The organism is Pseudomonas sp. CGJS7 (genome assembly GCF_036961695.1).
Map to the genome: position 1 here is coordinate 26,367 of NZ_JBAMDI010000078.1, position 26,900 is coordinate 53,266.

General features: G+C 61.9%; 26 protein-coding genes. 15 read left to right on the forward strand and 11 right to left on the reverse strand.

Annotation, left to right across the window (positions count from 1 at the left end; all coding sequences use genetic code 11):
- Positions 1 to 8: 8 nt before the first annotated feature.
- Positions 9 to 980: a taurine ABC transporter substrate-binding protein gene (gene tauA / locus V7787_RS33940; RefSeq protein ID WP_020191047.1), complete on the reverse strand. Its 972-nt coding sequence runs from the start codon at positions 978 to 980 to the stop codon at positions 9 to 11.
- A 474-nt stretch (positions 981 to 1,454) separates the two neighbouring features.
- On the opposite strand from tauA, the gene V7787_RS33945 reads away from it, so the two are divergent.
- The 8 genes from V7787_RS33945 to V7787_RS33980 all read left to right on the forward strand — a co-directional run bounded on the left by V7787_RS33945 (position 1,455) and on the right by V7787_RS33980 (position 8,524).
- Positions 1,455 to 2,789 (forward strand): OprD family porin, encoded by a 1,335-nt coding sequence (locus tag V7787_RS33945; protein WP_064491769.1) that lies wholly within the window; start codon positions 1,455 to 1,457, stop codon positions 2,787 to 2,789.
- Between the two features lie 165 nt (positions 2,790 to 2,954).
- A complete protein-coding gene (locus tag V7787_RS33950) occupies positions 2,955 to 3,593 on the forward strand; it encodes a peroxiredoxin (RefSeq protein WP_003255836.1) in 639 nt (212 codons plus the stop codon).
- Between the two features lie 218 nt (positions 3,594 to 3,811).
- A complete protein-coding gene (ssuE, locus tag V7787_RS33955; protein ID WP_003255835.1) occupies positions 3,812 to 4,405 on the forward strand; it encodes an NADPH-dependent FMN reductase in 594 nt (197 codons plus the stop codon).
- An 85-nt stretch (positions 4,406 to 4,490) separates the two neighbouring features.
- Complete coding sequence (locus V7787_RS33960) at positions 4,491 to 5,456, forward strand: sulfonate ABC transporter substrate-binding protein (protein ID WP_014589331.1); 966 nt, start codon at positions 4,491 to 4,493, stop codon at positions 5,454 to 5,456.
- Between the two features lie 59 nt (positions 5,457 to 5,515).
- Complete coding sequence (ssuD, locus tag V7787_RS33965; protein WP_003255833.1) at positions 5,516 to 6,664, forward strand: FMNH2-dependent alkanesulfonate monooxygenase; 1,149 nt, start codon at positions 5,516 to 5,518, stop codon at positions 6,662 to 6,664.
- Positions 6,665 to 6,674: 10 nt separating this feature from the next.
- Positions 6,675 to 7,472, forward strand: coding sequence for an aliphatic sulfonate ABC transporter permease SsuC (gene ssuC / locus V7787_RS33970; RefSeq protein WP_003255831.1), 798 nt, complete (start codon positions 6,675 to 6,677; stop codon positions 7,470 to 7,472).
- The gene (gene ssuB, locus V7787_RS33975) at positions 7,469 to 8,281 is read left to right on the forward strand and encodes an aliphatic sulfonates ABC transporter ATP-binding protein (protein WP_064491770.1); all 813 of its coding nucleotides are present in this window, start codon (positions 7,469 to 7,471) and stop codon (positions 8,279 to 8,281) included. The genes ssuC and ssuB overlap by 4 nt, the downstream gene beginning before the upstream one ends.
- Before the next feature lie 27 nt (positions 8,282 to 8,308).
- Positions 8,309 to 8,524: a TOBE domain-containing protein gene (locus tag V7787_RS33980; RefSeq protein WP_003255829.1), complete on the forward strand. Its 216-nt coding sequence runs from the start codon at positions 8,309 to 8,311 to the stop codon at positions 8,522 to 8,524.
- Between the two features lie 142 nt (positions 8,525 to 8,666).
- Here the strand turns inward: V7787_RS33980 and V7787_RS33985 are convergent, their stop codons facing one another.
- The 4 genes from V7787_RS33985 to V7787_RS34000 form a co-directional block, all read right to left on the reverse strand.
- Positions 8,667 to 9,299: a TetR/AcrR family transcriptional regulator gene (locus V7787_RS33985; protein ID WP_104886824.1), complete on the reverse strand. Its 633-nt coding sequence runs from the start codon at positions 9,297 to 9,299 to the stop codon at positions 8,667 to 8,669.
- Entirely contained in the window at positions 9,299 to 10,876 is a 1,578-nt protein-coding gene (gshA, locus tag V7787_RS33990; protein WP_269806267.1) for a glutamate--cysteine ligase, read from the reverse strand. The genes V7787_RS33985 and gshA overlap by 1 nt, the downstream gene beginning before the upstream one ends.
- Positions 10,877 to 11,029: 153 nt before the next feature.
- Entirely contained in the window at positions 11,030 to 11,413 is a 384-nt protein-coding gene (locus V7787_RS33995) for a PaaI family thioesterase (protein ID WP_003255824.1), read from the reverse strand.
- Positions 11,413 to 13,737 carry a Tex family protein gene (locus tag V7787_RS34000; protein WP_198747275.1) on the reverse strand — a complete coding sequence of 775 codons (2,325 nt, stop codon included), beginning with the start codon at positions 13,735 to 13,737 and terminating at the stop codon, positions 11,413 to 11,415. The genes V7787_RS33995 and V7787_RS34000 overlap by 1 nt, the downstream gene beginning before the upstream one ends.
- A gap of 217 nt (positions 13,738 to 13,954) precedes the next feature.
- Here V7787_RS34000 and ompR point away from each other — a divergent pair, with 217 nt between their 5' ends.
- A complete protein-coding gene (ompR, locus tag V7787_RS34005; protein WP_003255821.1) occupies positions 13,955 to 14,695 on the forward strand; it encodes an osmolarity response regulator transcription factor OmpR in 741 nt (246 codons plus the stop codon).
- Positions 14,696 to 14,708: 13 nt separating this feature from the next.
- A complete protein-coding gene (locus V7787_RS34010) occupies positions 14,709 to 16,022 on the forward strand; it encodes an ATP-binding protein (protein ID WP_014589336.1) in 1,314 nt (437 codons plus the stop codon).
- Between the two features lie 97 nt (positions 16,023 to 16,119).
- Here the strand turns inward: V7787_RS34010 and rimK are convergent, their stop codons facing one another.
- Entirely contained in the window at positions 16,120 to 17,025 is a 906-nt protein-coding gene (gene rimK / locus V7787_RS34015) for a 30S ribosomal protein S6--L-glutamate ligase (RefSeq protein ID WP_003255817.1), read from the reverse strand.
- Positions 17,022 to 17,504, reverse strand: a complete 483-nt coding sequence (gene rimB, locus V7787_RS34020; RefSeq protein ID WP_004576370.1) for a retropepsin-like aspartic endopeptidase RimB — start codon at positions 17,502 to 17,504, stop codon at positions 17,022 to 17,024. The genes rimK and rimB overlap by 4 nt, the downstream gene beginning before the upstream one ends.
- A 109-nt stretch (positions 17,505 to 17,613) precedes the next feature.
- On the opposite strand from rimB, the gene V7787_RS34025 reads away from it, so the two are divergent.
- Positions 17,614 to 18,015: an RNA-binding S4 domain-containing protein gene (locus tag V7787_RS34025; RefSeq protein ID WP_003255812.1), complete on the forward strand. Its 402-nt coding sequence runs from the start codon at positions 17,614 to 17,616 to the stop codon at positions 18,013 to 18,015.
- Between the two features lie 27 nt (positions 18,016 to 18,042).
- Here V7787_RS34025 and V7787_RS34030 read toward each other — a convergent pair whose 3' ends face one another.
- Positions 18,043 to 18,837 (reverse strand): phosphatase PAP2 family protein, encoded by a 795-nt coding sequence (locus V7787_RS34030; protein WP_010951623.1) that lies wholly within the window; start codon positions 18,835 to 18,837, stop codon positions 18,043 to 18,045.
- A 120-nt stretch (positions 18,838 to 18,957) separates the two neighbouring features.
- Here V7787_RS34030 and hslO point away from each other — a divergent pair, with 120 nt between their 5' ends.
- The 3 genes from hslO (at position 18,958) to V7787_RS34045 (ending at position 22,302) form a co-directional block, all read left to right on the forward strand.
- Entirely contained in the window at positions 18,958 to 19,857 is a 900-nt protein-coding gene (hslO, locus tag V7787_RS34035; RefSeq protein WP_020191055.1) for an Hsp33 family molecular chaperone HslO, read from the forward strand.
- Between the two features lie 179 nt (positions 19,858 to 20,036).
- Positions 20,037 to 21,578, forward strand: a complete 1,542-nt coding sequence (locus V7787_RS34040; protein WP_064491773.1) for a phosphoenolpyruvate carboxykinase — start codon at positions 20,037 to 20,039, stop codon at positions 21,576 to 21,578.
- A gap of 283 nt (positions 21,579 to 21,861) precedes the next feature.
- A complete protein-coding gene (locus V7787_RS34045) occupies positions 21,862 to 22,302 on the forward strand; it encodes an acyl-CoA thioesterase (RefSeq protein WP_003255804.1) in 441 nt (146 codons plus the stop codon).
- Between the two features lie 56 nt (positions 22,303 to 22,358).
- On the opposite strand, the gene V7787_RS34050 is transcribed toward V7787_RS34045, so the two are convergent.
- The 3 genes from V7787_RS34050 to fdhD all read right to left on the reverse strand — a co-directional run bounded on the left by V7787_RS34050 (position 22,359) and on the right by fdhD (position 26,219).
- Positions 22,359 to 22,841, reverse strand: coding sequence for a glycine zipper domain-containing protein (locus tag V7787_RS34050; RefSeq protein ID WP_064491775.1), 483 nt, complete (start codon positions 22,839 to 22,841; stop codon positions 22,359 to 22,361).
- A gap of 196 nt (positions 22,842 to 23,037) precedes the next feature.
- Complete coding sequence (locus V7787_RS34055; protein ID WP_336091763.1) at positions 23,038 to 25,383, reverse strand: FdhF/YdeP family oxidoreductase; 2,346 nt, start codon at positions 25,381 to 25,383, stop codon at positions 23,038 to 23,040.
- A 5-nt stretch (positions 25,384 to 25,388) separates the two neighbouring features.
- Positions 25,389 to 26,219: a formate dehydrogenase accessory sulfurtransferase FdhD gene (gene fdhD / locus V7787_RS34060; RefSeq protein ID WP_010951628.1), complete on the reverse strand. Its 831-nt coding sequence runs from the start codon at positions 26,217 to 26,219 to the stop codon at positions 25,389 to 25,391.
- A gap of 175 nt (positions 26,220 to 26,394) precedes the next feature.
- Here fdhD and lysM point away from each other — a divergent pair, with 175 nt between their 5' ends.
- Positions 26,395 to 26,835: a peptidoglycan-binding protein LysM gene (gene lysM, locus V7787_RS34065; RefSeq protein WP_336091765.1), complete on the forward strand. Its 441-nt coding sequence runs from the start codon at positions 26,395 to 26,397 to the stop codon at positions 26,833 to 26,835.
- The last annotated feature ends 65 nt before the right edge of the window (positions 26,836 to 26,900 follow it).

A 26,900-nucleotide genomic window follows, 5' to 3' on the forward strand; every position in this document is an offset into this window, starting at 1 on the left:
GCTCCGGATCAGTTTGGAAGGAACTTGGCGCTGACGTACGGCGAGTAGTCCGGCAGCACTGCTTCGACTTTGCCTTGCTGTTTGAGGAAGTTGGCGGTGTCCGTCAGCGCCTGGGTGGTCGGCGCGCCCAGGGCGTGGGCCTGGTCAGCGGCCAGCGGGTAGACGTTGCCCTCCAGCAGCACCGGGATGTCGCTGGCCTTGGCACCGGACAGCTTCACCAGCTTGTCTACGTTGCCCTTGTCGGCCAGCCAGGCTTTTGGGTCCTTGCGGTAGTCGGCGTAGGCATCGAGGGTGACTTTGGCAAAGGCCTTGACCACATCAGGGTGTTTCTCGGCGAAGTCCTTGCGCACGATCCAGGCATCGAAGGTAGGCGCGCCTTTCTGCGCCAGTTCACCGGAGGTAATCAGTACCTTGCCGTTTTCCTTGGCCACGCCCAGAGCCGGGTCCCACACGTAGGTCGCATCGATGTCGCCGCGCTTCCAGGCGGCAATGATGGCCGGCGGCGCCAGGTTGAGAATCTGTACCTTGGAAGGGTCGATATTCCAGCTTTTCAGTGCGGCCAGCAGGCTGTAATGGCCGGTGGATACGAACGGGACGGCGACCTTCTTGCCGATCAGGTCTTGCGGCGACTTGATGCTGTCACGGGCCACCAACGCTTCACCCGCGCCAATCTGGGTGGCGATGAGGAAGGTTTCAACCGGCAGCTTGCGGGTGGCGGCAGCGGCCAGCGGGCTGGAGCCCAGGTAGCCGATCTGCACGTCGCCGCTGGCCACGGCAGTGATCACGTCTGCGCCGTTATCAAATTTGCGCCAGTCGATGCTGGCCTTGCTGGCTTTTTCGTAGTCGCCATCGACCTGTGCCACTTTGGCCGGGTCGACAGTGGTCTGGTAGGCCACTGTCAGGTCGGCTGCCTGGGCCAACCAGCTGGTGCTGGCGAGGGTCAGGGCAGCGAACAGGCGCAGCGGAGCGTGCGGGATCATGGTTGAACCTCTCGTCAGGCAAGTCGGGTTGGATGACGAGAAGGCTAAATGATCTAAGAAAATTAAAATAAATAACTTTTTTGCATTAGCTTAGGAGCCAAACGCTTTAAAGCCATGACCCCTGACGAAGCCAGAGGTGCCTGCAAGACCCTATAGAACGATTTGGCATTAGGTTATGAGCAAACGTTTGCAAATAACCAAAAGCTATTAGAAGATTCTCTGCTACAACGGATGGCAGTAAAGGTTCCTAATATATTCCTTAAAAGTCTTACAAATTCATAAAACAGTCATTTTGGATTTATAGGATTGTCATTATCCTGTAGCGCAGGTGGCGTCTTAGACCAAAGTCGCGAAACGTTTAGAAACGATTGACTTAACGGTCACGCTTTGGGACTAAATCGCCCATCCCGGTGAGCGGGGCATCAGACCCCTCCGCCAGAGATACACAAAAATTAGAACGTAGAGGAGCAAAACATGTACAAGTCCAGCCTGGCTCTGGCCGTGGCACTGGGGGTTCTCGCCCAACAAGCAGGCGCTGCCGGTTTCGTTGAGGACAGCAAGCTGTCGCTCAGCTCGCGCACCATGTACTTCAACGATGACAACCGCGAAAGCGGTATTGACCAGAAAGAAAGTGGTCAGGGTTTCAAGCTCGACTACCTGTCTGGCTTCACTCAAGGCACCGTAGGTTTTGGTGTTGATGTTCAAGCGCTGTGGGGCATTCACCTGGATGGTGGCCGTGGTAGCCGTCCAGATGCCAACAACACGTTCTTCCCGAGTGACTCCGATGGTTCGGCAGTCCACGACTGGGCACGCATTGGTGGTAACGCCAAGGCGCGCTTCTCCAAAACCGAGGTCCACTACGGTAGCGCCCTGGCGCCTATGCTGCCGATCCTGGTCTCCAACGATGGTCGTCTGCTTCCGCAGACCTTCGAGGGTGGCACCCTCCAGTCGAAGGAAATCGACAACCTGACCATCAACGCGGGTCAACTGACTCACGCCATGGGTCGTGCTTCGAGCAACCGTACCGGTCTCTCCGTTTCCGGCGCCTTCCGCGACAGCAACAAGTTCCAGTTCGCCGGCGGTGATTACAAGCTCACCCCAGACCTGACCCTGCAGTACTACTACTCGAACCTGGAAGACTTCTACAAGCAGCACTTCCTGGGTGCGACCCACGTATTCAAGATTGCCGACAACCAGTCGTTCAAGACTGACCTGCGCTACTTCGACAGCAGCAGCGACGGCAAGAATGGCCAGACTGGCTATGCCTTCGACAACAACGGTGGCTACGCGAAGAACTCGGGCGAGGTCGACAACAAGACCTGGAGCGCCATGTTCACCTACACCCTGGGTGGCCATGCGCTGATGCTCGGTCACCAGCAAGTGGGTGACGATGGTGGTTTCGTCTGGCTGAACCAAGGTAGCGTCCGTAAAGACGGCTCCACTTCCTCTCTGGAAGGTAACGGCGGCGCGAGCTTCTACCTGTTCACCGATAGCATGATCAACCAGTTTGCCCGCGCCGGTGAGAATACAACCTTTGGTCAGTACTCCTATGACTTTGCGGCTCTGGGTGTTCCAGGCCTGAAGGCTTCGGTGTCCTACCTGCGTGGTGATGATGTTCGCAACAGGTCGGGTGACGGCACCTACAACGAATGGGAACGTGACGCCCGCGTCGACTACACCCTTCAGGAAGGCGCTCTCAAAGGCCTGGGCTTCAGCCTGCGTCAAGGTGTCTACCGTGGTAGCGGCGAAAGCGCCCTGGACAAAGACCAGACTCGCTTCATCGTGAACTACACTTACAACTTCCTGTAAGCGGTAGCTGAACAAGAAGCCTCGCGTGATGCGAGGCTTTTTTGTGCCTGTAAATTGCTATGCGTTATGGTTATAAATAAATTGTTATTTATTCTTTTTGTTTTTAATCGATTGCAGGCACATTGAACCCATACGGTACAGAACCCAGCCCAGGAGCCGCAGCCCATGAGCCTCAAACTCGGCGATATCGCCCCCGATTTCGAACAGGATTCCAGCGAAGGCAAGATCCGCTTCCACGAGTGGCTGGGCAACAGCTGGGGGGTGTTGTTCTCCCACCCGGCCGACTTCACCCCGGTGTGCACCACCGAGTTGGGCCTGACCGCCAAGCTGAAGGACGAGTTTGCCAAGCGCGGGGTCAAGGCCATCGCCCTGTCGGTGGACCCGGTCGACTCGCATCACAAGTGGATCGATGACATCAACGAAACACAGAATACCGTGGTCAACTTCCCGATCATTGCTGACGCTGACCGCAAGGTGTCCGACCTTTACGACCTGATCCACCCGAACGCCAGCGACACCCTGACCGTGCGCTCGCTGTTCATCATCGACCCGAATAAAAAGGTGCGCCTGACCATTACCTACCCGGCCAGTACCGGGCGCAACTTCAACGAAATTCTGCGGGTGATCGACTCGCTGCAACTGACCGACAACCACAAGGTCGCCACACCCGGTAACTGGCAGGACGGCGACGAAGTGGTGATCGTGCCTTCGCTCAAAGATGAGGAGGAGATCAAGCAGCGCTTCCCCAAAGGTTACCGGGCGGTCAAACCCTATCTGCGCCTGACCCCTCAACCCAATCGTTAATGGATTCCTCGTTGCATTGCTCTTAGCCAAGCAGGGATTTTCGGGCCGTTTCGACGGCCCTTTTTTATGCCTGCAAAAACCTGTGGGAGCGGGCGCGCCCGCGAAGAGGCCTTGATGAGTAAAGACAATAATGGAATAAACAAATGAAAAAATATGATTTCTAGATATATGTGGCAGCTGTTAATGTCACCTCCAACAGAACACAAGGAAGCGCAGCAATGCTGGTCGTCTCAATCGGTGGTAGCCCAAGTCTCCGTTCACGCTCCGGCGTGCTGCTCGAGCGTTCGCGCCAGTGGCTGCAGGATCGCGGCGTTGAAGTGGTGACGTTCCAGGTGCGTGACTTCCCCGCCGAAGACCTGCTGCATGCCCGTTTCGACAGCCCGCATGTGCAACACTTTCAGCAACTGGTGGCCCAGGCCGATGGCCTGATCGTCTCCACCCCGGTGTACAAGGCTTCGTTTTCCGGTGCCCTGAAAACCTTGCTTGACCTGCTGCCCGAGCGCGCCCTGGCCCACAAGATCGTGTTGCCCATCGCCACTGGCGGCAGCATCGCCCACATGCTGGCGGTGGATTACGCATTGAAGCCGGTGCTGTCGGCACTCAAGGCACAAGAGACCCTGCAAGGGATCTTTGCCGACGACAGCCAGGTGGCTTACGCAGAAGGCACAAAGCCCGCGCAGTTGGTACAGGCGCTGGAAGAACGCCTGCACGACTCGCTGGAAACCTTCCACGTCGCCCTGGCCCGTCGGCCGCGCCCCGTGGCCCCCGGCGTATTGAACGAACGTCTGATCAGCGCTCGCTGGAGCATCTGAACGGCATTACCCGCTTCACCACCTTACTCGCCCGTTAACGAGGCAAGCAGGTGCAACCCGAACCCCATTCGCACAGGAGAGCGCTATGCGCACAGTCTTCTTGCGTCGTGGTCTGGTCGCCCTGTTTGCGGCGGCTGTGTCCTTCGGCGCCATTACCCAAGCCCAGGCCGAGAGCCTGCGTATCGGTTACCAGAAATACGGCACCTTGGTGCTGCTCAAGGCCAAGGGCACGCTGGAGAAGCGCCTGGCCGAGCAGGGTGTACAGGTGCAATGGACCGAATTCCCCGGCGGCCCGCAGCTGCTTGAAGGGCTGAACGTCGGTTCCATCGATTTTGGTGTCACCGGCGAGACCCCGCCTGTGTTCGCTCAGGCCGCCGGCGCCGACCTGCTCTACGTCGCCTACGAGCCGCCAGCGCCACACAGCGAAGCGATCCTCGTGCCCAAGGGCTCGCCCATCCAGTCGGTGAAGGACCTCAAGGGTAAAAAGGTCGTCCTCAACAAAGGCTCCAACGTGCACTACCTGCTGGTCCGCGCCCTGGAAGACGCCGGCCTCAAGTACAGCGACATCCAGCCTGTCTACCTGCCGCCGGCCGACGCCCGCGCCGCCTTCGAGCGCGGCAGCGTGGATGCCTGGGTGATCTGGGACCCTTACCAGGCCGCCGCCGAGCAGCAGCTGCAAGCGCGCACCCTGCGTGACGGCAAGGGCCTGGTCGACAACCACCAGTTCTACCTCGCCACCCGCAACTATGCGACACAGCACCCAGCGGTGATCAACACCGTGATCGAGGAAGTGCGCGCTGTGGGTGAGTGGTCCCAGGCCAACCCGCAGGAAGTGACCGACCAGGTTGCCCCGCTGCTCGGCCTGCCTGCCGACATCACCCTGACCTCGGTCAAACGCCAAGGCTACGGCGCTGCGCCGCTGACCCCGGACGTGGTGGCCGCGCAGCAGAAGATCGCCGACACGTTCCAGGCGCTGAAGCTTATTCCCAAGCCGCTGAGCATCAAGGACGTGATCTGGACACCCCCTGCCAAAGTCGCTAGCGCGCCTTGATTGACTGCCAGTGCCGGGGGGCCGCCCCGGCTAGAGCCACCCTTGAGGAGACGACTCCAATGAGCCTTAACATTTTCTGGTTCCTCCCAACCCACGGTGACGGCAAGTACCTCGGCACTTCCGAAGGCGCACGTGCGGTCGACCACGGTTACCTGCAGCAGATCGCGCAGGCTGCTGACCGCCTTGGTTTTGGTGGGGTGCTGATCCCGACCGGGCGTTCCTGCGAGGACTCCTGGCTGGTGGCCGCGTCGCTGATCCCCGTGACCCAGCGCCTGAAGTTCCTCGTAGCCCTGCGCCCGGGCATCATTTCGCCGACCGTGGCAGCACGCCAGGCGGCCACCCTCGATCGCTTGTCCAATGGCCGCGCGCTATTCAACCTGGTGACCGGTGGTGATCCGGACGAGCTGGCGGGTGATGGCCTGCACCTGAACCACCAGGAGCGCTACGAAGCTTCGGTCGAGTTCACCCGTATCTGGCGCAAGGTGCTGGAAGGCGAAAACGTCGATTACGACGGTAAGCACATCCAGGTAAAGGGCGCCAAGCTGCTCTACCCGCCGATTCAGCAACCACGCCCACCGCTGTATTTCGGCGGCTCGTCCGAGGCCGCCCAGGACCTGGCGGCCGAACAGGTCGAGCTGTACCTGACCTGGGGCGAGCCACCGGCAGCCGTTGCCGAGAAGATCGCACAGGTGCGCGAAAAAGCGGCTGCTCAAGGGCGCGAAGTACGCTTCGGTATCCGCCTGCACGTGATCGTGCGGGAAACCAACGAAGAGGCTTGGGCCGCCGCCGAGCGCCTGATCTCGCACCTGGACGATGACACCATCTCCCGCGCCCAGGCCTCGCTGGCGCGTTTCGACTCGGTGGGCCAGCAACGCATGGCCGCCCTGCACGGCGGCAACCGCGACAACCTGGAAGTCAGCCCCAACCTGTGGGCAGGTGTTGGCCTGGTACGGGGCGGCGCGGGTACCGCGCTGGTGGGCGACGGCCCGACCGTGGCAGCACGGGTCAAGGAATATGCCGACTTGGGCATCGATACCTTCATCTTCTCGGGTTATCCACACCTGGAAGAGTCTTACCGCGTGGCGGAGCTGCTGTTCCCGCACCTGGATGTGCAGCGCCCAGAGCAGCCGAAAGCCGGAGGTTATGTAAGCCCGTTCGGCGAGATGGTGGCCAACGACATCCTGCCCAAATCTGTGTCGCAGAGCTGAGGGCCTGGCCATGAGTCGTGCAACTTCTTCCAACCTGACCCAGCGCCTGGCGCCGTGGGCGCTGCCGGTGCTGCTGTTGGCCATATGGCAACTGGCCGTCAGCGCCGGCTGGCTGTCGACGCGTATCCTGCCGGCACCTAGCGCAGTGGTAAGCGCGGGTGTCGAGCTGGTGCGCAGCGGCGAAATCTGGACCCACCTGGCCATCAGCGGCTGGCGTGCAGGCCTGGGCTTTGTCATCGGCGGCAGCATCGGCCTGGTACTGGGCTTCATCACCGGCCTGTCGAACTGGGGCGAACGCCTGCTCGACAGCTCGGTACAGATGATCCGCAACGTGCCGCACCTCGCGCTCATCCCGCTGGTGATTCTGTGGTTCGGTATCGACGAATCGGCAAAGATCTTTCTGGTCGCGCTGGGCACGTTGTTCCCGATCTACCTGAACACCTACCACGGCATCCGTAACGTTGACCCAGCGTTGGTGGAAATGGCGCGCAGTTACGGCTTGTCCGGCTTCGGCCTGTTCCGCCAGGTGATCCTGCCGGGGGCGCTGCCTTCGATCCTGGTGGGTGTGCGTTTCGCCCTTGGCTTCATGTGGCTGACCCTGATTGTTGCCGAAACCATTTCGGCCAACGCCGGCATCGGTTACCTGGCAATGAATGCTCGCGAATTTCTTCAGACCGACGTGGTAGTGCTGGCCATCGTCCTGTATGCCGTACTCGGCAAGCTTGCCGACCTTGCGGCCCGAGGCCTGGAGCGTGTGTGGCTGCGCTGGCACCCGGCCTATCAAGTTGCCAGGAAGGAGGGCGCATGACCGTGCTCAAGGAACAGCCGCCACGCCTGCTGCGTGGCACCCCGCTGGCCTCCAAGGGCCTGCGCAAGACTTTTGGCCAGCGCGAAGTTTTGAAGGGTATCGACCTGCACATTCCGGCCGGCCAGTTCGTGGCCATTGTCGGCCGCAGCGGCTGCGGCAAGAGCACTTTGCTGCGGCTACTGGCCGGGTTGGACCAGCCCACCGCCGGGCAGCTACTGGCGGGTGCCGCGCCGCTGGAAGAGGCCCGTGAAGAAACCCGCCTGATGTTCCAGGACGCGCGGCTGCTGCCGTGGAAGAAGGTGATCGACAACGTTGGCCTTGGGCTGTCTGGCGACTGGCGCCCGCGTGCGCTGGAGGCCTTGGATGCGGTTGGCCTGGCCGACCGCGCCAACGAATGGCCGGCAGCGCTCTCGGGAGGCCAGAAGCAGCGCGTGGCTTTGGCCCGAGCCTTGATTCACCAGCCCCGCCTGCTGCTGCTGGACGAGCCACTGGGGGCGCTGGATGCATTGACCCGTATCGAGATGCAGCAACTGATCGAACGCCTGTGGCGTCAGCACGGCTTCACTGTGCTGCTGGTCACCCACGACGTCAGCGAGGCGGTTGCCGTGGCGGACCGGGTGATCCTGATCGAGGACGGCGAGGTCGGGCTCGACCTCACTGTTGACCTGGCACGGCCCCGGGCGCGTGGTTCGCACCGTCTGGCCGCGCTGGAAAGCGAAGTGCTCAACCGTGTTCTGTCCACCCCGGGCACTGCGCCCGAGCCGGATCCTGTAGCCCCTCTGCCCACGCAGCTGCGTTGGGCGCTTTGAATCCCAGAAGCCAAAAGGAAGCAAGCCATGACTATCAAAGCCATCAACGTTCGCAACCAGTTCAAAGGTACTGTGAAAGAAATCCTCGAAGGCCCGGTACTGTCGGAAATCGACGTGCAGACGGCTTCGGGTATCGTCACTTCGGTGATTACCACCCGTTCCGTGCGGGAGCTGGAGTTGCAGGTGGGCAGTGAAGTGATTGCCTTTGTGAAGTCGACCGAAGTGTCCATCGCCAAGCTGTGATGCGGCGGTTTGATATTGGGGCTGCTTTGCAGCCCTTCGCGGGCACGCCCGCTCCCACAGGTACTTCGCAAGCTCCAGGGTGCGCGCGGGCTCTGTGGGAGCGGGCTTGCCCGCGAAGGGCCGCCAAGCGGCCCCAGATTTCTCAGCGGGAACGCTTGGCCAGAAACGGCGGCAGATACAACCCCAGATACGCTTCGAACACCCGCTTGCCTTCCTCGGCCATGCGCGGGGTGATCGCCTCGTGCAGCTGCACCGACCGCGCATACACCCGGTCGCTCAACTCCATGGCCAGGGCAAACACATCCACATCCGGTGGCATCACCGGCAGGTGAAAATGCTGGTCGAACAACTTGTGCATCAAGTCGCCCAGTTCCATGTCGTGCTGCCGGTCGGCCTGCACTACCTCGCTCAGGCCATGCTGCGCCAGGATCAACTGCCGCGCCGCCGCATCCTCGTGATAGATATCAAGCATGCGTTGTTCGATCAGCCGTGACAGTTCGTGCCAGGTGCTGAACGCGCTGCTATCGATCGGAGCGCTCAGGGCTTCGCGAAACGCCCGGTGCACATCTGCAGTAAGTGCCTCCAGCAAGGCCGGCACGCTGGCGAAGAAGTGATACACCGACGAAGGCGGAATCTGCGCCCGCTCGGCCACGCTGTAGATAGATAGAGCTGCCACCCCTTGTTCGGCCAACAGCTCACGCGCAGCCGCCAGGATCGCCTCGATCCTGGCCTGGCTGCTGGCGCGCGGTTTGCGCGGGGTGGTGGTGCGGTTCATCAACTGCTGATTGCCAGGATGCTGGCCTGGTAGGCGCCGACGAACAGGTCGAAATCACCGACTTCGTCTCGCTCCAGCTCGGACTGCCTGGCGAGCGACTCGCGGGCCAGCGTCTCGAATGCTTGCTGTTTTTCGTTGCTCAGCGGTTGCTCGCGGAAAGTCTCGGCGTGCACACGGCTCTGGCGCAGCGAGAACTGGACGAAGCTCTCGTCATGCTCGGTCATGCGTGCCAGCACCTGGGCCGACGGGGTCAGCGAGGTGTCGTCGACCTTGGCCTGCTGCGCATCCAGGGCCTTGGCGTGCTCATCAGAGCCTTGCGCCTGGTCGAGCAGATTGGCCAATTGGCGGATACGCTCGATCAGCTCGCTGGCCCAGTCTTTCAGGCTGATCGGCTGGCCATTGCGGTGCAACTCCAGGCCCGGACGACGGCCTTCCTTGACCACGGTCAGGAAGTTGCTGGTGCACTGGCCGCACTCACCGTTGTCCAGTTGCGGGCTTTCTTCCAGCGCGCAGAACAGCAGGAATGCGTCGAGGAAGCGCGCCTCGGTCAGGTCGATACCGACCGGCAGGAACGGGTTGATGTCCAGGCAGCGCACTTCCACATACTGCACACCCCGCGAGGTCAGGGCCTGGATCGGCCGCTCGCCGGTGTAGGTGACACGCTTGGGGCGGATGTTCGAGTAGTACTCGTTTTCGATCTGCAGAATGTTGGTGTTCAGCTGAACCCACTCGCCATCCACATGTGTGCCGATTTCAACGTAAGGCGGGTAGGGCGTGCCAACGGCCTTGCGCAGGCTGTCGGTGTAGCTGGCCAGGTTGTTGTAGCAGGGCGTAAGACCGGCCTGGGCGTTGCTCTGGTAACCCAGGTCGCTCATGCGCAGGCTGGTGGCATAAGGCAGGAACAGGGTTTCGGCATCCAGCTCTTCGAGCTGGTGCGGGCGGCCACGCAGGAAGCCTTTGTCCAGGGCCGGCGAGGCACCGAACAGGTACATCAGCAGCCAGCTGTAGCGGCGGAAGTTACGAATCAGCGCGATGTAGGCCGACGACTGGTAGTCGCGGTCATTTTCCGTACTGCCTTCGGCTTCGCGCAGCAGTGGCCAAAGCGCTTCGGGCAGCGAGAAGTTGTAATGAATACCGGCGATGCACTGCATGGTGCGGCCGTAACGCAGGGCCAGGCCCTTGCGGTAGACGTGTTTGAGCTTGCCGATGTTCGAGCTGCCGTACTCGGCGATCGGGATATCCTCCTCGGCCGGCAGCGTGCACGGCATCGACGGGCTCCACAGGTATTCGTCGCCCAGCTTGCTGTAGACGAAACGGTGGGTCTCTTCGAGGCTTTCGAGCACCTTGGCCGGGTCGGCCAGCGCTGGGGTGATGAACTCCAGCAGCGACTCGGAATAATCGGTGGTGATCTGCTCGTTGGTCAGCGCCGATCCCAGTGCTTCCGGATGCGGGGTCTGGGCCAGGCGACCTTCATCGGTCACGCGCAGGCATTCGCGCTCAATACCGTGCAGGCACTGCTTGAGCAGGGGGAGATTGGCGCCGAGCAGGCTCAGGCGGCGGTTGAGGAGTTCGCTCAAGATGTATTCCTTCACGCGTCAGTCGCCCCAATATGGGGGTAGAGATAACGGTCTACAAGGGTAGGAAGAAAGGAACTGGCGTTGTCGCCTGGTTTACGCGGTTCCAGCAGTGCCAGCGCACTGCTGAAAATACCGCAGATACTGCTTGGTGAGCTAGAGAACCGCGAAGGTTCCTTGCGCTTTGGCCACCAGCTTGTCGCCCTGAACTACGTCGGCGTCGACCACCAGGGTGCGCCGCCCGGCGTGCAGCACACGGGCGGTGCACAGCACTTCGCCGTCGCTGACGGCACGCATGTAGTTGATCTTGCACTCGATGGTGACGCTTTGCTGGTCAAAGCCATGGCTGGCCGAGCAAGCCAGGCCCATGGCGATATCCACCAGGCTGAAGATCGCCCCGCCGTGCAGCTTCTGGCCACGGTTGCGCAACTGGGGCTCGAGCGCCAGGGCTACTTCGGCAACACCGGTGTCCAGGTGTTGCAGGCGGCAGCCCAGCAGCTGGCTGAAGGCGCTTTCGACGTATTCGCGAGGTACGTCCATTACTTCTTCTTCAGTTGCTTGGCGTTGGCGAACAGGGCGGCCATGGCGTTGTTGGCCGGGGCTGCGGTGGCGGTTTCGCGCTGACGCGGTGCCTGCGGCTGGCGATTGCCGCCATTGCCACGATTACCACCGCGGTTGCCTTCGACCTTCTCGCCCGGGGTGTCGCTCATGCGCATGGACAGGCCGACGCGTTTGCGCGGGATGTCCACTTCCATGACCTTGACCTTGACCACATCGCCGGCCTTGACCGCCTCACGCGGGTCTTTGACGAACTTCTCCGACAGCGCCGAGATATGCACCAGGCCGTCCTGATGCACGCCGATGTCGACGAAGGCACCGAAGTTGGTAACGTTGGTCACCACGCCTTCGAGGATCATGCCCGGTTCCAGGTCCTTGAGGTCTTCGACGCCTTCCTGGAAGGTGGCGGTCTTGAACTCCGGACGTGGGTCGCGGCCGGGCTTGTCCAGCTCTTGCAGGATGTCGGTGACGGTTGGCAGGCCGAAGGTTTCGTCGGTGAACTTTTTCGGGTCCAGTCGCTTGAGGAAGCTGCTGTCACCAATCAGCGAGCGGATGTCGCGGTCGGTATCGGCAGCAATGCGCTGCACCAGCGGGTAGGCCTCAGGGTGTACCGCAGAGGCGTCCAGCGGGTTGTCGCCGTTCATCACACGCAGGAAGCCGGCGGCCTGCTCGAAGGTTTTCTCACCCAGGCGGCTGACCTTTTTCAGCGCTGCACGGGTAGCAAACGGGCCATTGGCATCGCGGTGGGCGACGATGTTCTGTGCCAGCGTGGCATTGAGGCCGGAGATGCGCGTCAGCAGCGCCACCGAAGCGGTGTTCACGTCCACGCCCACGGCGTTCACACAGTCCTCGACCACCGCGTCCAGGCCACGTGCCAGTTTCAGTTGGGACACGTCGTGCTGGTACTGGCCGACACCGATGGATTTCGGATCGATCTTCACCAGTTCGGCCAGCGGATCCTGCAGGCGGCGGGCGATCGACACGGCGCCGCGGATCGACACGTCCAGGTCCGGGAACTCGCGGGCGGCCAGTTCCGATGCCGAGTACACCGACGCACCGGCTTCGGAAACCATGATCTTGGTGATTTTCAGGGCGGGATATTTCTTGACCAACTCGGTCACCAGCTTGTCGCTTTCGCGGCTGGCTGTGCCGTTGCCGATGGCGATCAGCTCCACCGAGTGTTTGGCGCACAGTGCGGCCATGATGGAAATGGTGCGGTCCCAGTCGTTCTTCGGCGCGTGCGGGTAGACCGTGGTGTGGTCCAGCAGCTTGCCGGTTGCGTCGACCACGGCGATCTTGCAGCCGGTGCGCAGGCCCGGGTCGAAGCCCAGGGTGGCGCGCGGGCCGGCCGGGGCGGCCAGCAGCAGATCGTGCAGGTTGTGGGCGAACACGTTGATCGCCTCGCCTTCGGCACTGTCGCGCAGCTCGCCGAACAGGTCGGTTTCCAGGTGGGTGTACAGCTTGACCTTCCAGGTCCAGCGCACCACTTCACCCAGCCATTTGTCGGCCGGTCGGCTGCGGTTCTCGATGCCGACGTGGTTGCCGATCATCAGCTCGCATGGGTGCAGGGTGCCGGGCAGTTCTTCGCCGACCTTCAGCGAGACGCTCAACACGCCTTCGTTGCGCCCGCGGAAGATCGCCAGGGCACGGTGCGATGGCGCAGTACGCAGCAGCTCGTCATGAGCGAAGTAGTCGCGGAACTTGGCGCCTTCTTCTTCCTTGCCGGCCACAACGCGGGCGCTGAGCACGGCTTCCTGCTTGAGGTAGCTGCGCAGCTTGTCGAGCAGGGCGGCGTCTTCGGCAAAGCGCTCCATCAGGATGTACTTGGCGCCTTCCAGCGCGGCCTTGACGTCGGCCACGCCCTTTTCGGCGTTGACGAAGCGTGCGGCTTCGCTTTCCGGGGCCAGGGTCGGGTCGTTGAACAGGCCATCGGCCAGTTCGCCAAGGCCGGCTTCCAGGGCGATCTGGCCCTTGGTGCGGCGCTTCTGCTTGTACGGCAGGTACAGGTCTTCGAGGCGGGTCTTGGTGTCGGCCAGCTTGATCTCGCGGGCCAGTTCCGGGGTCAGCTTGCCCTGTTCCTCGATGCTGGAAAGGATGCTGGCGCGGCGCTCGTCGAGTTCGCGCAGGTAGCGCAGGCGCTCTTCCAGGTGGCGCAACTGAGTGTCGTCAAGGCTACCGGTCACTTCCTTGCGATAGCGGGCGATGAAGGGCACGGTCGAGCCTTCGTCCAACAGGCTCACGGCCGCCTCGACCTGCTGCGGGCGTACGCCCAGTTCCTCGGCGATACGGCTGTTGATGCTGTCCATGTAAACCACCTGACATTTGTGAATACGGGGGTCGCCTGTGGGCTTTTTGCCCGGCGGCGCTGGATGAAAGCCGCGCATTATACCCATCGCAAACGGCTTGCGGTGATGGCGCCCGGCCAGCCAGAACTGGCGCCGGGGGAAAAATCTGCTAACAATGCTCACGCAACGTGCAGCAATGGCTACGCCATAATGCGCGGCGATATCAGAGGAGTTATTCATGACCGGCACGCCAAACACCGCTGAAGGTGACAAGATTCTCATCGTCGACGACGATCCGGGGCTTAGCAGCCTGCTGGAACGTTTCTTCACCAGCAAAGGCTACCGTGCCCGTGCGGTGCCCAACACCGAGCAGATGGATCGCCTGCTGCAGCGCGAGGTGTTCAACCTGGTGGTGCTCGACCTGATGCTGCCAGGCGAGGATGGCCTGTCCGCCTGCAAGCGCCTGCGCCAGCAGAACAACCAGATCCCGATCATCATGCTGACCGCCAAGGGCGACGAGCTCAGCCGCATCAAGGGCCTGGAGCTGGGCGCCGACGACTACCTGGGCAAGCCGTTCAACCCGGACGAACTGATGGCTCGGGTCAAGGCGGTGCTGCGTCGTCAGGCGCCGAGCGTGCCGGGTGCGCCGGGCAGCGAGGACGAGTCGGTCACCTTCGGCGACTATGAGCTGTCGCTGGCCACCCGCGAGCTCAAGCGTGGCAACGAAGTGCACATGCTCACCACCGGCGAGTTCGCTGTGCTCAAGGCTCTGGTGATGCACGCCCGCGAGCCGTTGACCCGCGACAAGCTGATGAACCTGGCGCGCGGCCGCGAATGGGATGCGCTGGAGCGCTCCATCGACGTGCAGATCTCACGCCTGCGTCGCATGATCGAGCCGGACCCGTCCAAGCCGCGTTACATCCAGACCGTCTGGGGCGTGGGCTACGTGTTCGTACCGGACGGAAACGCCGGAAAATGATGCCTGGACGTCGATGAAAACACCGCTCTGGTTTCCGCAAAGTTTCTTCGCCCGCACCCTGTGGCTGGTGTTGATCGTCGTTCTGTTCTCCAAGGCGCTGACCCTGGTCTACCTGCTGATGAACGAGGACGTGCTGGTCGACCGTCAGTACAGCCATGGTGTAGCGCTGACCTTGCGCGCCTATTGGGCCGCCGACGAAGAAAACCGCGACAAGATCGCCGAGGCGGCAGGTCTTATCCGGGTGACCGGCTCGGGTGTGCCCGAAGGCGAGCAGCATTGGCCCTACAGTGAGATCTACCAACGGCAGATGCAGGCCGAGCTGGGTGACGACACCGAAGTGCGGCTGCGCATTCATGCACCGCCCGCGTTGTGGGTCAATGCGCCAAGCCTGGGTCCGGGTTGGCTGAAAGTGCCGCTGTACCCGCATCCATTGCGTGGGCAGAAGATCTGGAACGTGCTGGGCTGGTTCCTGGCCATTGGCTTGTTGTCCACCGCCTCGGCGTGGATTTTTGTGCGTCAGCTCAACCAGCCGCTCAAACGCTTGGTGTTCGCCGCCCGCCAGCTTGGCCAGGGGCGCAGTGTGCGCCTGCCGATCAGCGATACCCCCAGCGAGATGACCGAGGTGTACAAGGCGTTCAACCAGATGGCCGAGGATGTCGAGCAGGCCGGGCGCGAGCGTGAGTTGATGCTGGCCGGGGTTTCCCACGACTTGCGCACGCCACTGACGCGTCTGCGTCTGTCGCTGTCCTTGCTGAACAGCGACAACGAGCTGAGCGATGACATGGTTCGCGATATCGAGGACATGGACGCGATTCTCGATCAGTTCCTGGCCTTCATCCGCGATGGCCGTGACGAGCCGGTGGAAGAGGTCGACCTTGCTGACCTGGTGCGTGAGGTGGTGGCTCCGTACAACCAGCCGGTAGAGCGTGTGCGCCTGTGTCTGGAGCCGATTCCACCGTTCCCGCTGCGCCGGGTTTCGCTCAAGCGCATGCTGGGTAACCTGATCGGCAACGCCCTGCACCATGCTGGCAAGGGGGTCGAGGTGGCTGCCTATGTGTCAGGTGACGAGAGTGCGCCGTATGTGGTGCTCAGTGTGCTGGACCGGGGCACCGGTATTGACGAGTCGGAGCTGGAAACCATCTTCAACCCGTTCATTCGCGGTGACCGGGCACGGGGCGGCAAGGGCACCGGGCTGGGGCTGGCGATCGTCAAGCGGATTGCTGCGCAACATGGCGGGAACGTGGAGTTGCGTAACCGGTCTGGCGGCGGGATCGAGGCGCGGGTCAGGTTACCGCTGGGGCTGCTGCTGCCGCGTAATGCTGTGTGAGGCTCACTGGCCTCTTCACGGCTAAAGCCGCACCTACAGGGATTGCGCAGTACCTGTGGCAGCGGCTTGGCCGCGAAGCGGCGGGTACAGGCTTGAATCAGCCTTTGCCCTTGGTCCGGGTCTGATTGGGCCCGCCATTCTTCTCCAGGTGCTCGATGATCATCCCGGCGACGTTCTTGCCGGTGGTGACTTCGATGCCCTCCAGCCCTGGCGACGAGTTTACCTCCATCACCAACGGCCCGTGGTTGGAGCGCAGGATATCCACACCCGCCACGCTCAACCCCATCACCTTGGCCGCCCGAATGGCGGTGATGCGCTCTTCAGGGGTGATTTTTATCAGGCTGGCGACGCCACCCCGGTGCAGGTTGGAGCGGAACTCGCCTGGTTTGGCCTGACGCTTCATCGAGGCAATTACTTTGTCGCCTACCACGAAGCACCGGATATCTGCGCCACCGGCCTCCTTGATGTACTCCTGCACCATGATGTTCTGCTTGAGGCCCATGAACGCTTCGATCACCGACTCGGCCGCCTGGGGCGTTTCGCACAGCACCACGCCAATGCCCTGGGTGCCTTCCAGTACCTTGATCACCAGCGGGGCACCGTTGACCATCTGGATCAGGTCGGGGATATCGTCCGGCGAGTGGGCGAAACCGGTGATCGGCAGGCCTATGCCGCGCCGCGACAACAGCTGCAACGAGCGCAGCTTGTCGCGCGAGCGGGCAATGGCTACCGACTCGTTGAGCGGGTATACGCCCATCATTTCGAATTGGCGCAGCACCGCGCAGCCATAGAACGTAACCGAAGCACCTATGCGCGGGATCACTGCATCGAAGCCTTCCAGCGGCTTGCCGCGGTAGTGGATCTGCGGCTTGTGGCTGGCAATGTTCATGTAGGCCCGCAGGGTATCGATCACCACCATTTCGTGGCCACGCTGGGTACCGGCTTCGACCAGGCGGCGGGTGGAATACAGACGCGGATTGCGCGACAGCACAGCGATCTTCATGCAGCACCTGTGACAGGGGAAAGGGTGGCCGGGAAGGCCGGTTTGTCTTGTACGTATTTCAGGCCTGGGTTCACTACCAGCTGGCCGTGTATCAGGGCCTTGGAGCCAAGCAACAGGCGGTAGCGCATGTTCTTGCGGCAGGCCAGGGTGAACTCCACCTCCCATACACCATCACCCAGCGCCAGTGACGTGCGGATGACGTAGCGGGTCTGGGCGTGGCCGTTGGAGCTCTTGATGGTTTTCATCGTCACCAACGGTGCCTCGCAGCGGCGGTGGCGCAACTGCACCACCGAGCCCAGGTGCGCAGTGAAGCGAACCCAGGGCTGGCCGTCGCGCTCGAAGGGTTCCACTTCGGTGGCATGCAGGCTCGACGTGCTGGCACCGGTGTCGATCTTGGCGCGCAGCCCGGCCACGCCGAGGTCAGGCAGGGCGACCCACTCGCGCAGGCCGATCACAGTCAAATGGTCAAATGTCTTCACGAAGCGCACCCTGCGAATGAGGTGGTGAACTTTAAGCACGGCGGGGACTTTTTGCATCCGTATGTGAAGGTAGTACAGTTCGATGAAAGACAGAATCCGAGGTAACGGGATGGCACAAAAAGCCGAAGACGACGACAAGGTTCGCCTGGACAAATGGCTGTGGGCGGCGCGCTTCTACAAGACGCGAGCGCTGGCCAAGGCGGCGATCGAGAGTGGCAAGGTGCATTGCCGGGGCGAGCGTTGCAAGCCGGGCAAGGAGCCGCGGGTGGGCGACGAGTTCGTGCTGCGTACCGGCTTCGATGAGCGCACGGTGGTGGTGAAGGCGCTGTCGGTGGTGCGTCGTGGTGCCCCAGAGGCACAGGCGTTGTACGAGGAAACCGAAGAAAGTGTGCGTCGCCGTGAACAGGCGGCTGAGATGCGTAAGGCCGGGGCCATGGGCGTGACCACCGATGGCCGGCCGACCAAGAAGCAGCGGCGGCAGATTCACCAGCTGCATGGAAGTTACGATTGAATGGGGCTGCTGCGCAGCCCCAGGAATCTAGCGCAACACCGCCATTCGTCCGACCAACGGTAACGTGGACAGCAGCTTGAACAACGGCGCTGTCCAGCGCATCAACGCCTCGCTGCCTTTGGCCGCCAGCGGCGTGTAGTAGCTCCAGCCCAGCGCCAGTACGGCCATCAGCAAGCCGCCAATGTAGTCGTCCTGCCCCCAATGGGCACCGGCCACCAGGCGCGGCAGCATGAACAGCGCTGCGAGCCCCCAGACCATCAGGTATTGCGCAAGGCCGCGGCTGAACACGCTCATGAACAGCGCCCAGATCAGCAGCACCGAGGCGTGATCACCCGGGAAACTCTTACTGGAGCGGTCCTTGAGTTCCCAGGCAGCCTCCAGGTTCGGGTAATAGTCACTCAGGTGCACGACGTCGTCGAAGATCATCGAGGGACTCTTGTGTTGCCACCCGGCTGCATCCACCCACTTGGAAAACAGCGCGCGAATCACCACTAAGAGGAGTAGCGTGACCAGAAAGCCGAAAAATGCCTGGCGAACCTGAGCAGCCTTGAACACCCAGTCACCACGAATGAGCACTGCCAGCAGGATCAGGCCGACGACGATGTCGAACGGGCGTAGGCTGCCGATGGTCCAGATGTAGCGCCAGGTGGTGCTATCGGCCAGCGGCGCGTTCAGGCTGCGGAACAGCCACTCGTCGAAAGTCAGGCACAGGATCTGGCCAAAAGGCCATAACCAGAAACACAGTAGAGCGATGGGAAGCAGCGTAGAGGCTGCCAATGGCCCCCAGGACCACCTTGCTTGGAACAGTGGTCGATTGTCCATAAAATACCTCTATTGCAAACAGGAATCGGAGCGCCTTGTGAGCGCTCTGTCACGGGTTCTCGCCGGTTTTCGACAACCCTTGTAACCATTTTGTCATCATTTTTTAGATAGCCGAAACCTATGAGCGATTTGCCTGATACCGATTTCACCCAACGTTTCATCTTCGACGAGCGCGATGTGCGCGGCGAGTGGGTGTCTCTCGATGACAGCTACGCTGCGGTGTTGGCGCGTCATGAGTACCCCCAGCCGGTCAAGGTGCTGCTCGGCGAGTTGATGGCCGCCACCGCCTTGCTGGTGGGTGCGATGAAGTTCGATGGCCTGCTGATTCTGCAGGCGCGTTCGGCCGGACCGATTCCGCTGCTGATGGTGGAATGTTCCAGTGAGCGCGAGATTCGTGGCATGGCCCGCTACGAAGCGGACCAGATTCCGGCTGGTGCCACCCTGTCGCAGCTGATGCCCGACGGCCACCTGACCCTGACCATCGACCCGGTCAAGGGCCAGCGCTACCAGGGGACCGTCGACCTCGATGGCGCCAACCTGTCTGAATGTTTCACCAACTACTTCGTCCAGTCGCAGCAGCTCAATACCCGTTTCTGGCTCAATGCCGAAGGCGGCAAGGCCCGTGGGCTATTGCTGCAGCAACTGCCACGTGATCGCCAGCCGGATGATGAAGAGCGCGAAGACAGCTGGCAGCATGTGGTCGCCCTGGCCAAGACGCTCAAGCCTGAAGAGTGGACAGAGGGCAACGAAACACTGCTGCACCGCCTGTATCACGAAGACGCCGTGCGCCTGTTCGATATCCAGCCACTGCGCTTCAATTGCAGCTGTTCGCGGGAACGCTCCGGCAATGCGCTGGTCAGTCTGGGCGAGCACGACGCCAAGGCGCTGGTGGACGAATGTGGCGGGACGGTAGAGATCGATTGCCAGTTCTGCAACGAGCGCTACTTCTTCGATGCCAGCGATGTGGCGCAATTGTTTGCGGGTGGCGGTACTGACGTGGCCTCAGAAACTCGTCACTGAAACGTTAAATCACAGGATAATCTCCTGTCGAATTGCGCAAAAGCGCAGTTCTGACAGGAGGGGCCTACTTTTTTTGGGCGTTTCTGGCATAATCCGGCCACTTTTTTCGCTGTAGTAGTTTTTTCAAGACAACTACAAAACGTTTGGAGCACTCGGCCTCGGGCCGGATGGGGTATCTCATGACGCAAGCCAACAACACCGTGTACACCGACCTGAGCGTCGATGAGCTGGTAAAAGAAGCGCTGCAACGCGGTGAAGGCGTACTAGCCGATACTGGCGCACTGGTCGTGGAGACTGGTCACCGTACCGGCCGTTCGCCGGCTGACCGTTTCATCGTCGAAGAACCTTCCACCCAGGACGCCATTTCCTGGGGCCCGATCAACCGCAAGTTCCCGGCCGACAAGTTCGATGCCCTGTGGGCTCGCGTCGAGGCGTTCAACGACGCTCAGGATCACTTCGTTTCCTATGTTCACGTAGGGGCCGCAGCCGAGCACTACCTGCCGGTGAAGATGACCACCCAGACTGCCTGGCAGAACCTGTTCGGTCGTTGCCTGTTTATCAACCCGGAGCAGTTCAACCCGGCTGGCCGCGAGCAGTGGCAGATCCTCAACGTCGCCAACTTCGTGTGCGAGCCTGAGCGTGACGGCACCAACTCCGACGGTTGCGTGATCATCAACTTCGCCCAGAAGAAAGTGCTGATCGCGGGCATGCGCTACGCCGGCGAAATGAAGAAAGCCATGTTCTCGGTGCAGAACTTCCTGCTGCCGGCTGCCGATGTACTGCCTATGCACTGCGCGGCCAACATCGGCGAAGAAGGCGATGTGACCTTGTTCTTCGGCCTGTCCGGCACTGGCAAGACCACCCTTTCGGCTGACGAAAGCCGTTACCTGATCGGTGACGACGAGCACGGTTGGGGCGAAGGCGTTGTCTTCAACATGGAAGGCGGCTGCTACGCCAAGTGCATCGACCTGTCCGAGAAGAACGAGCCGGTCATCTGGAAAGCCATCAAGCACGGCGCAGTACTGGAAAACGTCGTTCTCGACGCCAACAAGCACGCCGACTACACCGATGTCAGCCTGACTCAGAACAGCCGTGCGGCCTACCCGCTGGAGCACGTTGCCAAGCGTTCGGAAGCGAACCTGGGCGGCGAGCCTAACGCAGTGATCTTCCTCACCTGCGACCTGACAGGTGTTCTGCCTCCGGTTTCGATCCTGAACAACGAGCAGGCGGCCTACCACTTCCTGTCCGGCTACACCGCGCTGGTCGGTTCCACTGAAATGGGTTCGGGCGGCGGCATCAAGTCGACCTTCTCCACCTGCTTCGGCGCACCGTTCTTCCCGCGTCCGGCTGGCGAGTACGCCGAGCTGCTGATCAAGCGTATCAACGGCTTCAACTCCAAGGTCTACCTGGTCAACACCGGCTGGACCGGTGGTGGCTACGGCGTTGGCAAGCGCTTCAGCATCCCCACCACCCGTGCCGTGATCGCCGCAATCCAGAGCGGCGCACTGGTCGGTGCCGAAACCGAGCACCTGGACATCATCAACCTGGACGTGCCGAAGGCCGTTCCGGGCGTTGAAACCGAACTGCTCAACCCGCGCACCAACTGGGCTGACAAAGCGGCCTACGACGAGGCTGCCAAAGGTCTGGCCAAGCTGTTCATCGAAAACTTCAAGAAGTTCGAAGTTTCCGACGCCATCAAGGCCGCTGGCCCGCAGCTGTAAGCCGAGCTCAGCCGCAACGAGAAAGCCGCCCCCAGGGGCGGCTTTTTTGTGGGTGCGGGATTACCCGCGAAAGGGCTGGACCTGCTGACCAATTTCCACCCGTGCTTCACCGTCGCAGCCGCCATCGTATTCGCGGGTAAACCCGCTCCTACACACTGATTGGCGGTGGGCGCAGGCCGTCGTGTAGGAGCGGGTTTACCCGCGAAGGGGCCCGCATAGGCAGCGAAATTCTGGTTTTTCTGTTTCACTGTCAGCATCCATTGCGTAGACAAGAGCCAGCCAGATGACCGAAGCCCCTCAGCGCACTGCCTTCTCCCACTTCCACCCGATCCTTACCCGCCCCCAGGACAACGACCTGAACGGCCACATCGCCGGTGCAACGGTGCACGGTTTCTTCGAAACCGCGATACAGGCGTTTCTCGTCGAGCAGGCGGAACTGGACCTGCGGCACGGTGAACTGGCCGCCTTCGTGGTCAGTTCGGCTGCGGATTTCTACGCGCTACCGGGCTTCCCGGATTTGTTGGAGGTGGGGTTGGGAGTGACGCGTCTGGCGGGCAGCACGGTAGAGTACCGGCTGGCGCTGTATCGCCCGGGCGAACCGGAGGCGTGCGCAGCAGGCACGGTAGTGCAGGTGTTCATCGAGCGCGACAGTGGACGGCCTGTGGCGTTGCCAGAGGCGCTGCAGGTGATCCTGTCCGGCCTCGTGCTGGAGCGGCAGGCATAAAAAAGCCCCGCTGGCAGGGGCGGGGCTTTTGTTGCCGGGGGCAGAGCCCTCAGGCGTTAGTCGCGCCAGTGGCGCTTGTGCTTGCGGTGGCCATAGTGGTGACCACGGTCCCAGTGACGACGGTCGTCGTCGTAGCCGCGACGATAGCGGCGATTTTCGTGGCGTTCGTCTTCGTCGGCCTTGTTGCCCATGTAGTTACCCAGTGCACCACCGGCGCCACCGCCGGCTGCTGCGCCAATGTAGCTACCGGTGGTGCCACCCACCGAGCGACCCACCACGTTACCGCCGGCAGCACCCAGCGCGCCGCCAATAGCAGCCTCACCGCGCTGGCGCTTGTCGGCGCCCAATGCGCCGCCTGCCGCGCCGCCCAGACCGGCACCAATGGCGCCACCGGTGCTGCCGCCGATGGAGTTGCCCACCACTGAGCCCAGTACCCCACCCAATGCGCCGCCAATGCCGGCTTCGGTGGTGCCGCCTGCCATGGCAACGCCGCTGAGCAAGCTGAAAGACAACAACAGAATCGAGGAGTACTTCTTCATCAAGAGAGCCTCATAGGGATGACGAGGCGAATTTGAGGCTAAGAGACTTGGCTGGCAACGGAAATCCGACGAGTAACACGAGTTGTACACAATTCTCTAACTTGCTGTATTTACTATGAAACTTTATCGTTTTCAGGCTGTCTGAGACCTTTATGACAAAGCCCTGAGCCGCCACGGAACAGGGCTTTTTTCGTTTTTACAGGATACGCCTGTCCTCGCTCGCACGCTCCAGCTTGATGGCAATGAACTTCGATGTCGGCGTATGGCTACCAACGCCAATGCTCTCCAGCGGCACCAGCGGGTTCACCTCCGGGTAATACGCCGCCGCCTGCCCGGCAGGTATGTCGAAGGCCAGCAGGGTAAAGCCTTGCACCCGGCGCACATGTTCATCCCCCCACAGCGAAACGATGTCGACCTTCTGCCCCGGCTGGAAGCCCAGGCGGATGATGTCGGCTTCGTTGGCGAACAGCACCTCGCGCTGGCCACGCACGCCGCGGTAGCGGTCGTCCAGGCCGTAGATAGTGGTGTTGTACTGATCGTGCGAGCGCATCGATTGCATGATCAAGTCTGGCAACTGGCCGCTGGCGCGTACGCGTTCGTCAAGCAGCGTGTCGGGCAGCAGGTTGGCCTTGAAGTTGGCGCGGCCGGTGCTGGTCGCCCATTCGCGGCTGGCCGCGCTGTTGCCTAGATAGAAGCCACCCGGATTACGCAGGCGCTGGTTGAAGCCGCTGAAACCGGCAATGGTGTCGCCGATCAGGTCGCGGATGCGGTCGTAGTCGGCCACCAGCCAGTGCCAGTCCACCGGTTGTTTGCCCAGCGTGGCGGCGGCGATGCCGGCGATCACCGCAGGCTCCGAGCGCATTTGCGTCGACAGCGGCTTAAGCTGGCCGTTGGAGGCGTGGACCATGCTGAACGAGTCTTCAACCGTGACTGCCTGCGGCCCTTCGGCCTGCAGGTCGATGTCGGTGCGGCCCAGGCACGGCAGGATCAGTGCCTGCTTGCCATGGACCAGGTGGCTACGGTTGAGCTTGGTGCTGATGTGCACGGTCAGCTCGCAGTTGCGCAGCGCCTGGGCGGTACGCTCGGTGTCGGGTGTGGCCTGGGCGAAGTTGCCGCCCAAGCCGATGAAAACCTTGGCCCGGCCATCGAGCATCGCGTGAATGGCTTCGACGGTGTTATGGCCATTGCGCCGCGGCACAGGGAAGCCAAAGCGCTTTTCGATGGCATCCAGCAGCGCCTCTGGCGGGCGCTCGTTGATGCCCATGGTGCGGTCACCCTGCACGTTGCTGTGGCCACGCACCGGGCACAGGCCGGCACCGGGCACGCCGATGTTGCCACGCAGCATCTGCAGGTTGACGATTTCCTGAATGGTCGGCACCGAATGACGGTGTTGGGTGATGCCCATCGCCCAGCACATGATCACCCGCTTGCCACGGCAGTACATACGCGCGGCCAGTTCGATATCGGCCAAGGTGAGGCCGGACTGTGCCTGGATGTGCGACCACGGCGTGGCGTCCACCACGGCCAGGTACTCATCGACGCCATGGCCATGTTCGGCGATGAAGGCGTGGTCGAATACGGCCGGTTCGCCGTTGGCCTGGGCTTCGCGTTCCCATTGCAGGACGAACTTGGCCATGCCGCGCAGCATCGCCATGTCGCCACCCAGGGCCGGGCGGAAGAAGGCGGTGTTGGTCGGGCGGTCACTGTTGGTCAGCATTTCCAGTGGGTTCTGGGGGTGCTGGAAGCGCTCCAGACCACGCTCCTTGAGCGGGTTGATGCACACCACCTGGGCGCCACGCTTTACCGCATCACGCAGTGGGTCGAGCATGCGCGGGTGATTGGTGCCGGGGTTCTGGCCCCAGACAAAAATGGCGTCGGCGTGCTCGAAGTCGTCGAAGGTGACTGTACCTTTGCCGACCCCGACGCTTTGCCCCAACGCCACGCCGCTGGCCTCATGGCACATGTTCGAGCAGTCAGGGAAGTTGTTGGTGCCGTAGGCGCGCACGAACAGTTGGTACAGGTACGCCGCTTCGTTGCTGGCACGTCCCGAGGTATAGAATTCGGCCTGGTCAGGGTTGGTCAGCTTGTTCAGTTCGCGGGCGATCAGGGCGAAGGCGGCATCCCAGCTGATCGGCAGGTAACGGTCGCTGGGAGCGTCATAGACCATCGGTTCGGTCAGACGCCCTTGGTACTCCAGCCAGTAGTCGCTTTGTTGCAGCAGCGAGGTGACGCTGTAACGGGCGAAGAAGGCAGCATCGACACGGCGCTTGGTAGCTTCCCAGTTCACCGCCTTGGCGCCGTTCTCGCAGAACTTGACCATGCCGCTTTCCGGCGAGTCCCCCCAGGCGCAGCCGGGGCAGTCGAAACCGCCGTTCTGGTTGGTCTTGAGCAGGGCGCGAATGTTCTTCAGCGCATTATCGCTGCCGACCCAGGCCTTGGCTACGCTACGCAGTGCGCCCCAACCGCCGGCGGGGCCGTGGTAGGGCTTGTAGCGAGGGGGGGAGGTTGGGGTGTTGTCCGGAAGTTGTTGGTACGAGGTCACGACTGTTACGACTCCGCCGCTGGGCTGTAGACCCGCGGTGCGCTGTGCTTGGGCAAGTGGATAAGGTTGAGGTTGTGCTTGCGCGCCCATTGCAGGGCAAGGCCGGTGGGCGCCGACAGGCTGACCAAGGTCTGGATGCCGGCACGCAGTACTTTCTGGATCAGCTCCAGGCTGCAGCGGCTGGTGACGATGGCCAGGCCACCCTGGGTGTCGATGCGTTGTCGCAGCAGCGCGCCGATCAGTTTGTCGAGGGCGTTGTGCCGGCCGATGTCTTCGCGGCCAAGCAGCAGTTCGCCTTGGCGGTCCATGAACAATGCTGCATGCACGGCACCGCAATGCTGGCCCAGTGGCTGGAAGGCGTCGATGCGCTCGCGCAGGCCGACCAGCCACTGGGCCGGGGGCAGGGGTGCACCCGGCAACACGGCCAGATCCGGCAGTGCCTGCTCCAGGGCCTCGACCCCACACAGGCCGCAACCACTGGTGCCGGCCAGTTGGCGGCGCTGGTTTTTCAGGTTCCAGAACGCCCGGCTGGAGATTTCCAGGTCGGCGTACAGTGCCGAGCCGCTGCCGGAGAGCTTGAGGTCGTAGATTTCTGCGGTGCCTTCGACAATGCCGCTGCCGACGCTGAAACCGACGGCGAAGTCTTCCAGATCGGTAGGACTGACCAGCATCACCGCCTGGTTGAGGCCGTTATAGACAATGGCCAGGGCCACTTCCTCGGCCAGCGGGGTGCTGTCGCGTTTGGCGTCGCTGAGCTGGACGTAGTCGTAGGTGTTGCTGGCGGCGGGCATGGACAAGGGCGATGAGGCCGCGCAGACCGGAGGTTTGCTGTTCATCGGGGCGCTGAATACCGGCGGCTTTCTGATAGCACAAGCCTAGGCGCGTGGGCCGGCGGCGTCTAATCGCTAGGGTCTATGCCTTGATAGACCGCGTCGATTGGTCGCGCAGGGCGGAAGTGGTAAAGCTGACCTAGACTCCTGTGTCCAAGGTTTCGTCAACAAGGAGAGCGCAATGAGCCTGTTCAGTTTCGTGAAGGAAGCCGGCGAGAAGTTGATCGACCTGCTGACCCCTGGCAACGCCAATGCCGACGAGCAGCTTAAGAAACATGTGGAAGCTGTTGGCCTGGGCAACCCCAACATCACCGCCACTGTAGAAGGAGACAAGATCATCCTCAAGGGTGAAGTGGCCAGCCAGGAAGAGAAGGAGAAGATTATCCTGACGGCGGGCAACATCAGCGGCGTGGCCAGTGTCGAGGACCAGATCACCGTGACCGGGCCGGTAGTCCAGGCGGCAAGGTTCGTCACAGTGAAGTCGGGCGACACACTTTCAGCCATTGCCATGGTCGTGTATGGCAATGCCAATCAGTACAACAAGATTTTCGAGGCCAACAAGCCGATGCTCAAGCACCCGGACAAGATCTATCCGGGGCAGGTGCTGCGTATTCCTGACTGATCGCTGAAGTCTGTACCGGCCTCTTCGCGGGCGCGCCCGCTCCCACAGGTACAGCGCCAGCACTG

Bases quoted from the DNA above. Each gene is read 5' to 3' on its own strand.
- tauA (WP_020191047.1), bottom strand. From the start codon at position 980: ATGATCCCGCACGCTCCGCTGCGCCTGTTCGCTGCCCTGACCCTCGCC.
- V7787_RS34040 (WP_064491773.1), top strand. From the start codon at position 20,037: ATGACGCAAGCCAACAACACCGTGTACACCGACCTGAGCGTCGATGAG.
- ssuB (WP_064491770.1), top strand. From the start codon at position 7,469: ATGACCGTGCTCAAGGAACAGCCGCCACGCCTGCTGCGTGGCACCCCG.
- rimK (WP_003255817.1), bottom strand. From the start codon at position 17,025: ATGAAGATCGCTGTGCTGTCGCGCAATCCGCGTCTGTATTCCACCCGC.
- V7787_RS34030 (WP_010951623.1), bottom strand. From the start codon at position 18,837: ATGGACAATCGACCACTGTTCCAAGCAAGGTGGTCCTGGGGGCCATTG.
- V7787_RS34000 (WP_198747275.1), bottom strand. From the start codon at position 13,737: ATGGACAGCATCAACAGCCGTATCGCCGAGGAACTGGGCGTACGCCCG.
- hslO (WP_020191055.1), top strand. From the start codon at position 18,958: ATGAGCGATTTGCCTGATACCGATTTCACCCAACGTTTCATCTTCGAC.
- V7787_RS33950 (WP_003255836.1), top strand. From the start codon at position 2,955: ATGAGCCTCAAACTCGGCGATATCGCCCCCGATTTCGAACAGGATTCC.
- ssuE (WP_003255835.1), top strand. From the start codon at position 3,812: ATGCTGGTCGTCTCAATCGGTGGTAGCCCAAGTCTCCGTTCACGCTCC.
- fdhD (WP_010951628.1), bottom strand. From the start codon at position 26,219: ATGAACAGCAAACCTCCGGTCTGCGCGGCCTCATCGCCCTTGTCCATG.
- V7787_RS34045 (WP_003255804.1), top strand. From the start codon at position 21,862: ATGACCGAAGCCCCTCAGCGCACTGCCTTCTCCCACTTCCACCCGATC.
- ompR (WP_003255821.1), top strand. From the start codon at position 13,955: ATGACCGGCACGCCAAACACCGCTGAAGGTGACAAGATTCTCATCGTC.
- V7787_RS34010 (WP_014589336.1), top strand. From the start codon at position 14,709: ATGAAAACACCGCTCTGGTTTCCGCAAAGTTTCTTCGCCCGCACCCTG.
- ssuD (WP_003255833.1), top strand. From the start codon at position 5,516: ATGAGCCTTAACATTTTCTGGTTCCTCCCAACCCACGGTGACGGCAAG.
- V7787_RS33995 (WP_003255824.1), bottom strand. From the start codon at position 11,413: ATGGACGTACCTCGCGAATACGTCGAAAGCGCCTTCAGCCAGCTGCTG.
- V7787_RS33985 (WP_104886824.1), bottom strand. From the start codon at position 9,299: ATGAACCGCACCACCACCCCGCGCAAACCGCGCGCCAGCAGCCAGGCC.
- lysM (WP_336091765.1), top strand. From the start codon at position 26,395: ATGAGCCTGTTCAGTTTCGTGAAGGAAGCCGGCGAGAAGTTGATCGAC.
- V7787_RS33980 (WP_003255829.1), top strand. From the start codon at position 8,309: ATGACTATCAAAGCCATCAACGTTCGCAACCAGTTCAAAGGTACTGTG.
- ssuC (WP_003255831.1), top strand. From the start codon at position 6,675: ATGAGTCGTGCAACTTCTTCCAACCTGACCCAGCGCCTGGCGCCGTGG.
- V7787_RS33945 (WP_064491769.1), top strand. From the start codon at position 1,455: ATGTACAAGTCCAGCCTGGCTCTGGCCGTGGCACTGGGGGTTCTCGCC.
- V7787_RS34050 (WP_064491775.1), bottom strand. From the start codon at position 22,841: ATGAAGAAGTACTCCTCGATTCTGTTGTTGTCTTTCAGCTTGCTCAGC.
- V7787_RS34025 (WP_003255812.1), top strand. From the start codon at position 17,614: ATGGCACAAAAAGCCGAAGACGACGACAAGGTTCGCCTGGACAAATGG.
- V7787_RS33960 (WP_014589331.1), top strand. From the start codon at position 4,491: ATGCGCACAGTCTTCTTGCGTCGTGGTCTGGTCGCCCTGTTTGCGGCG.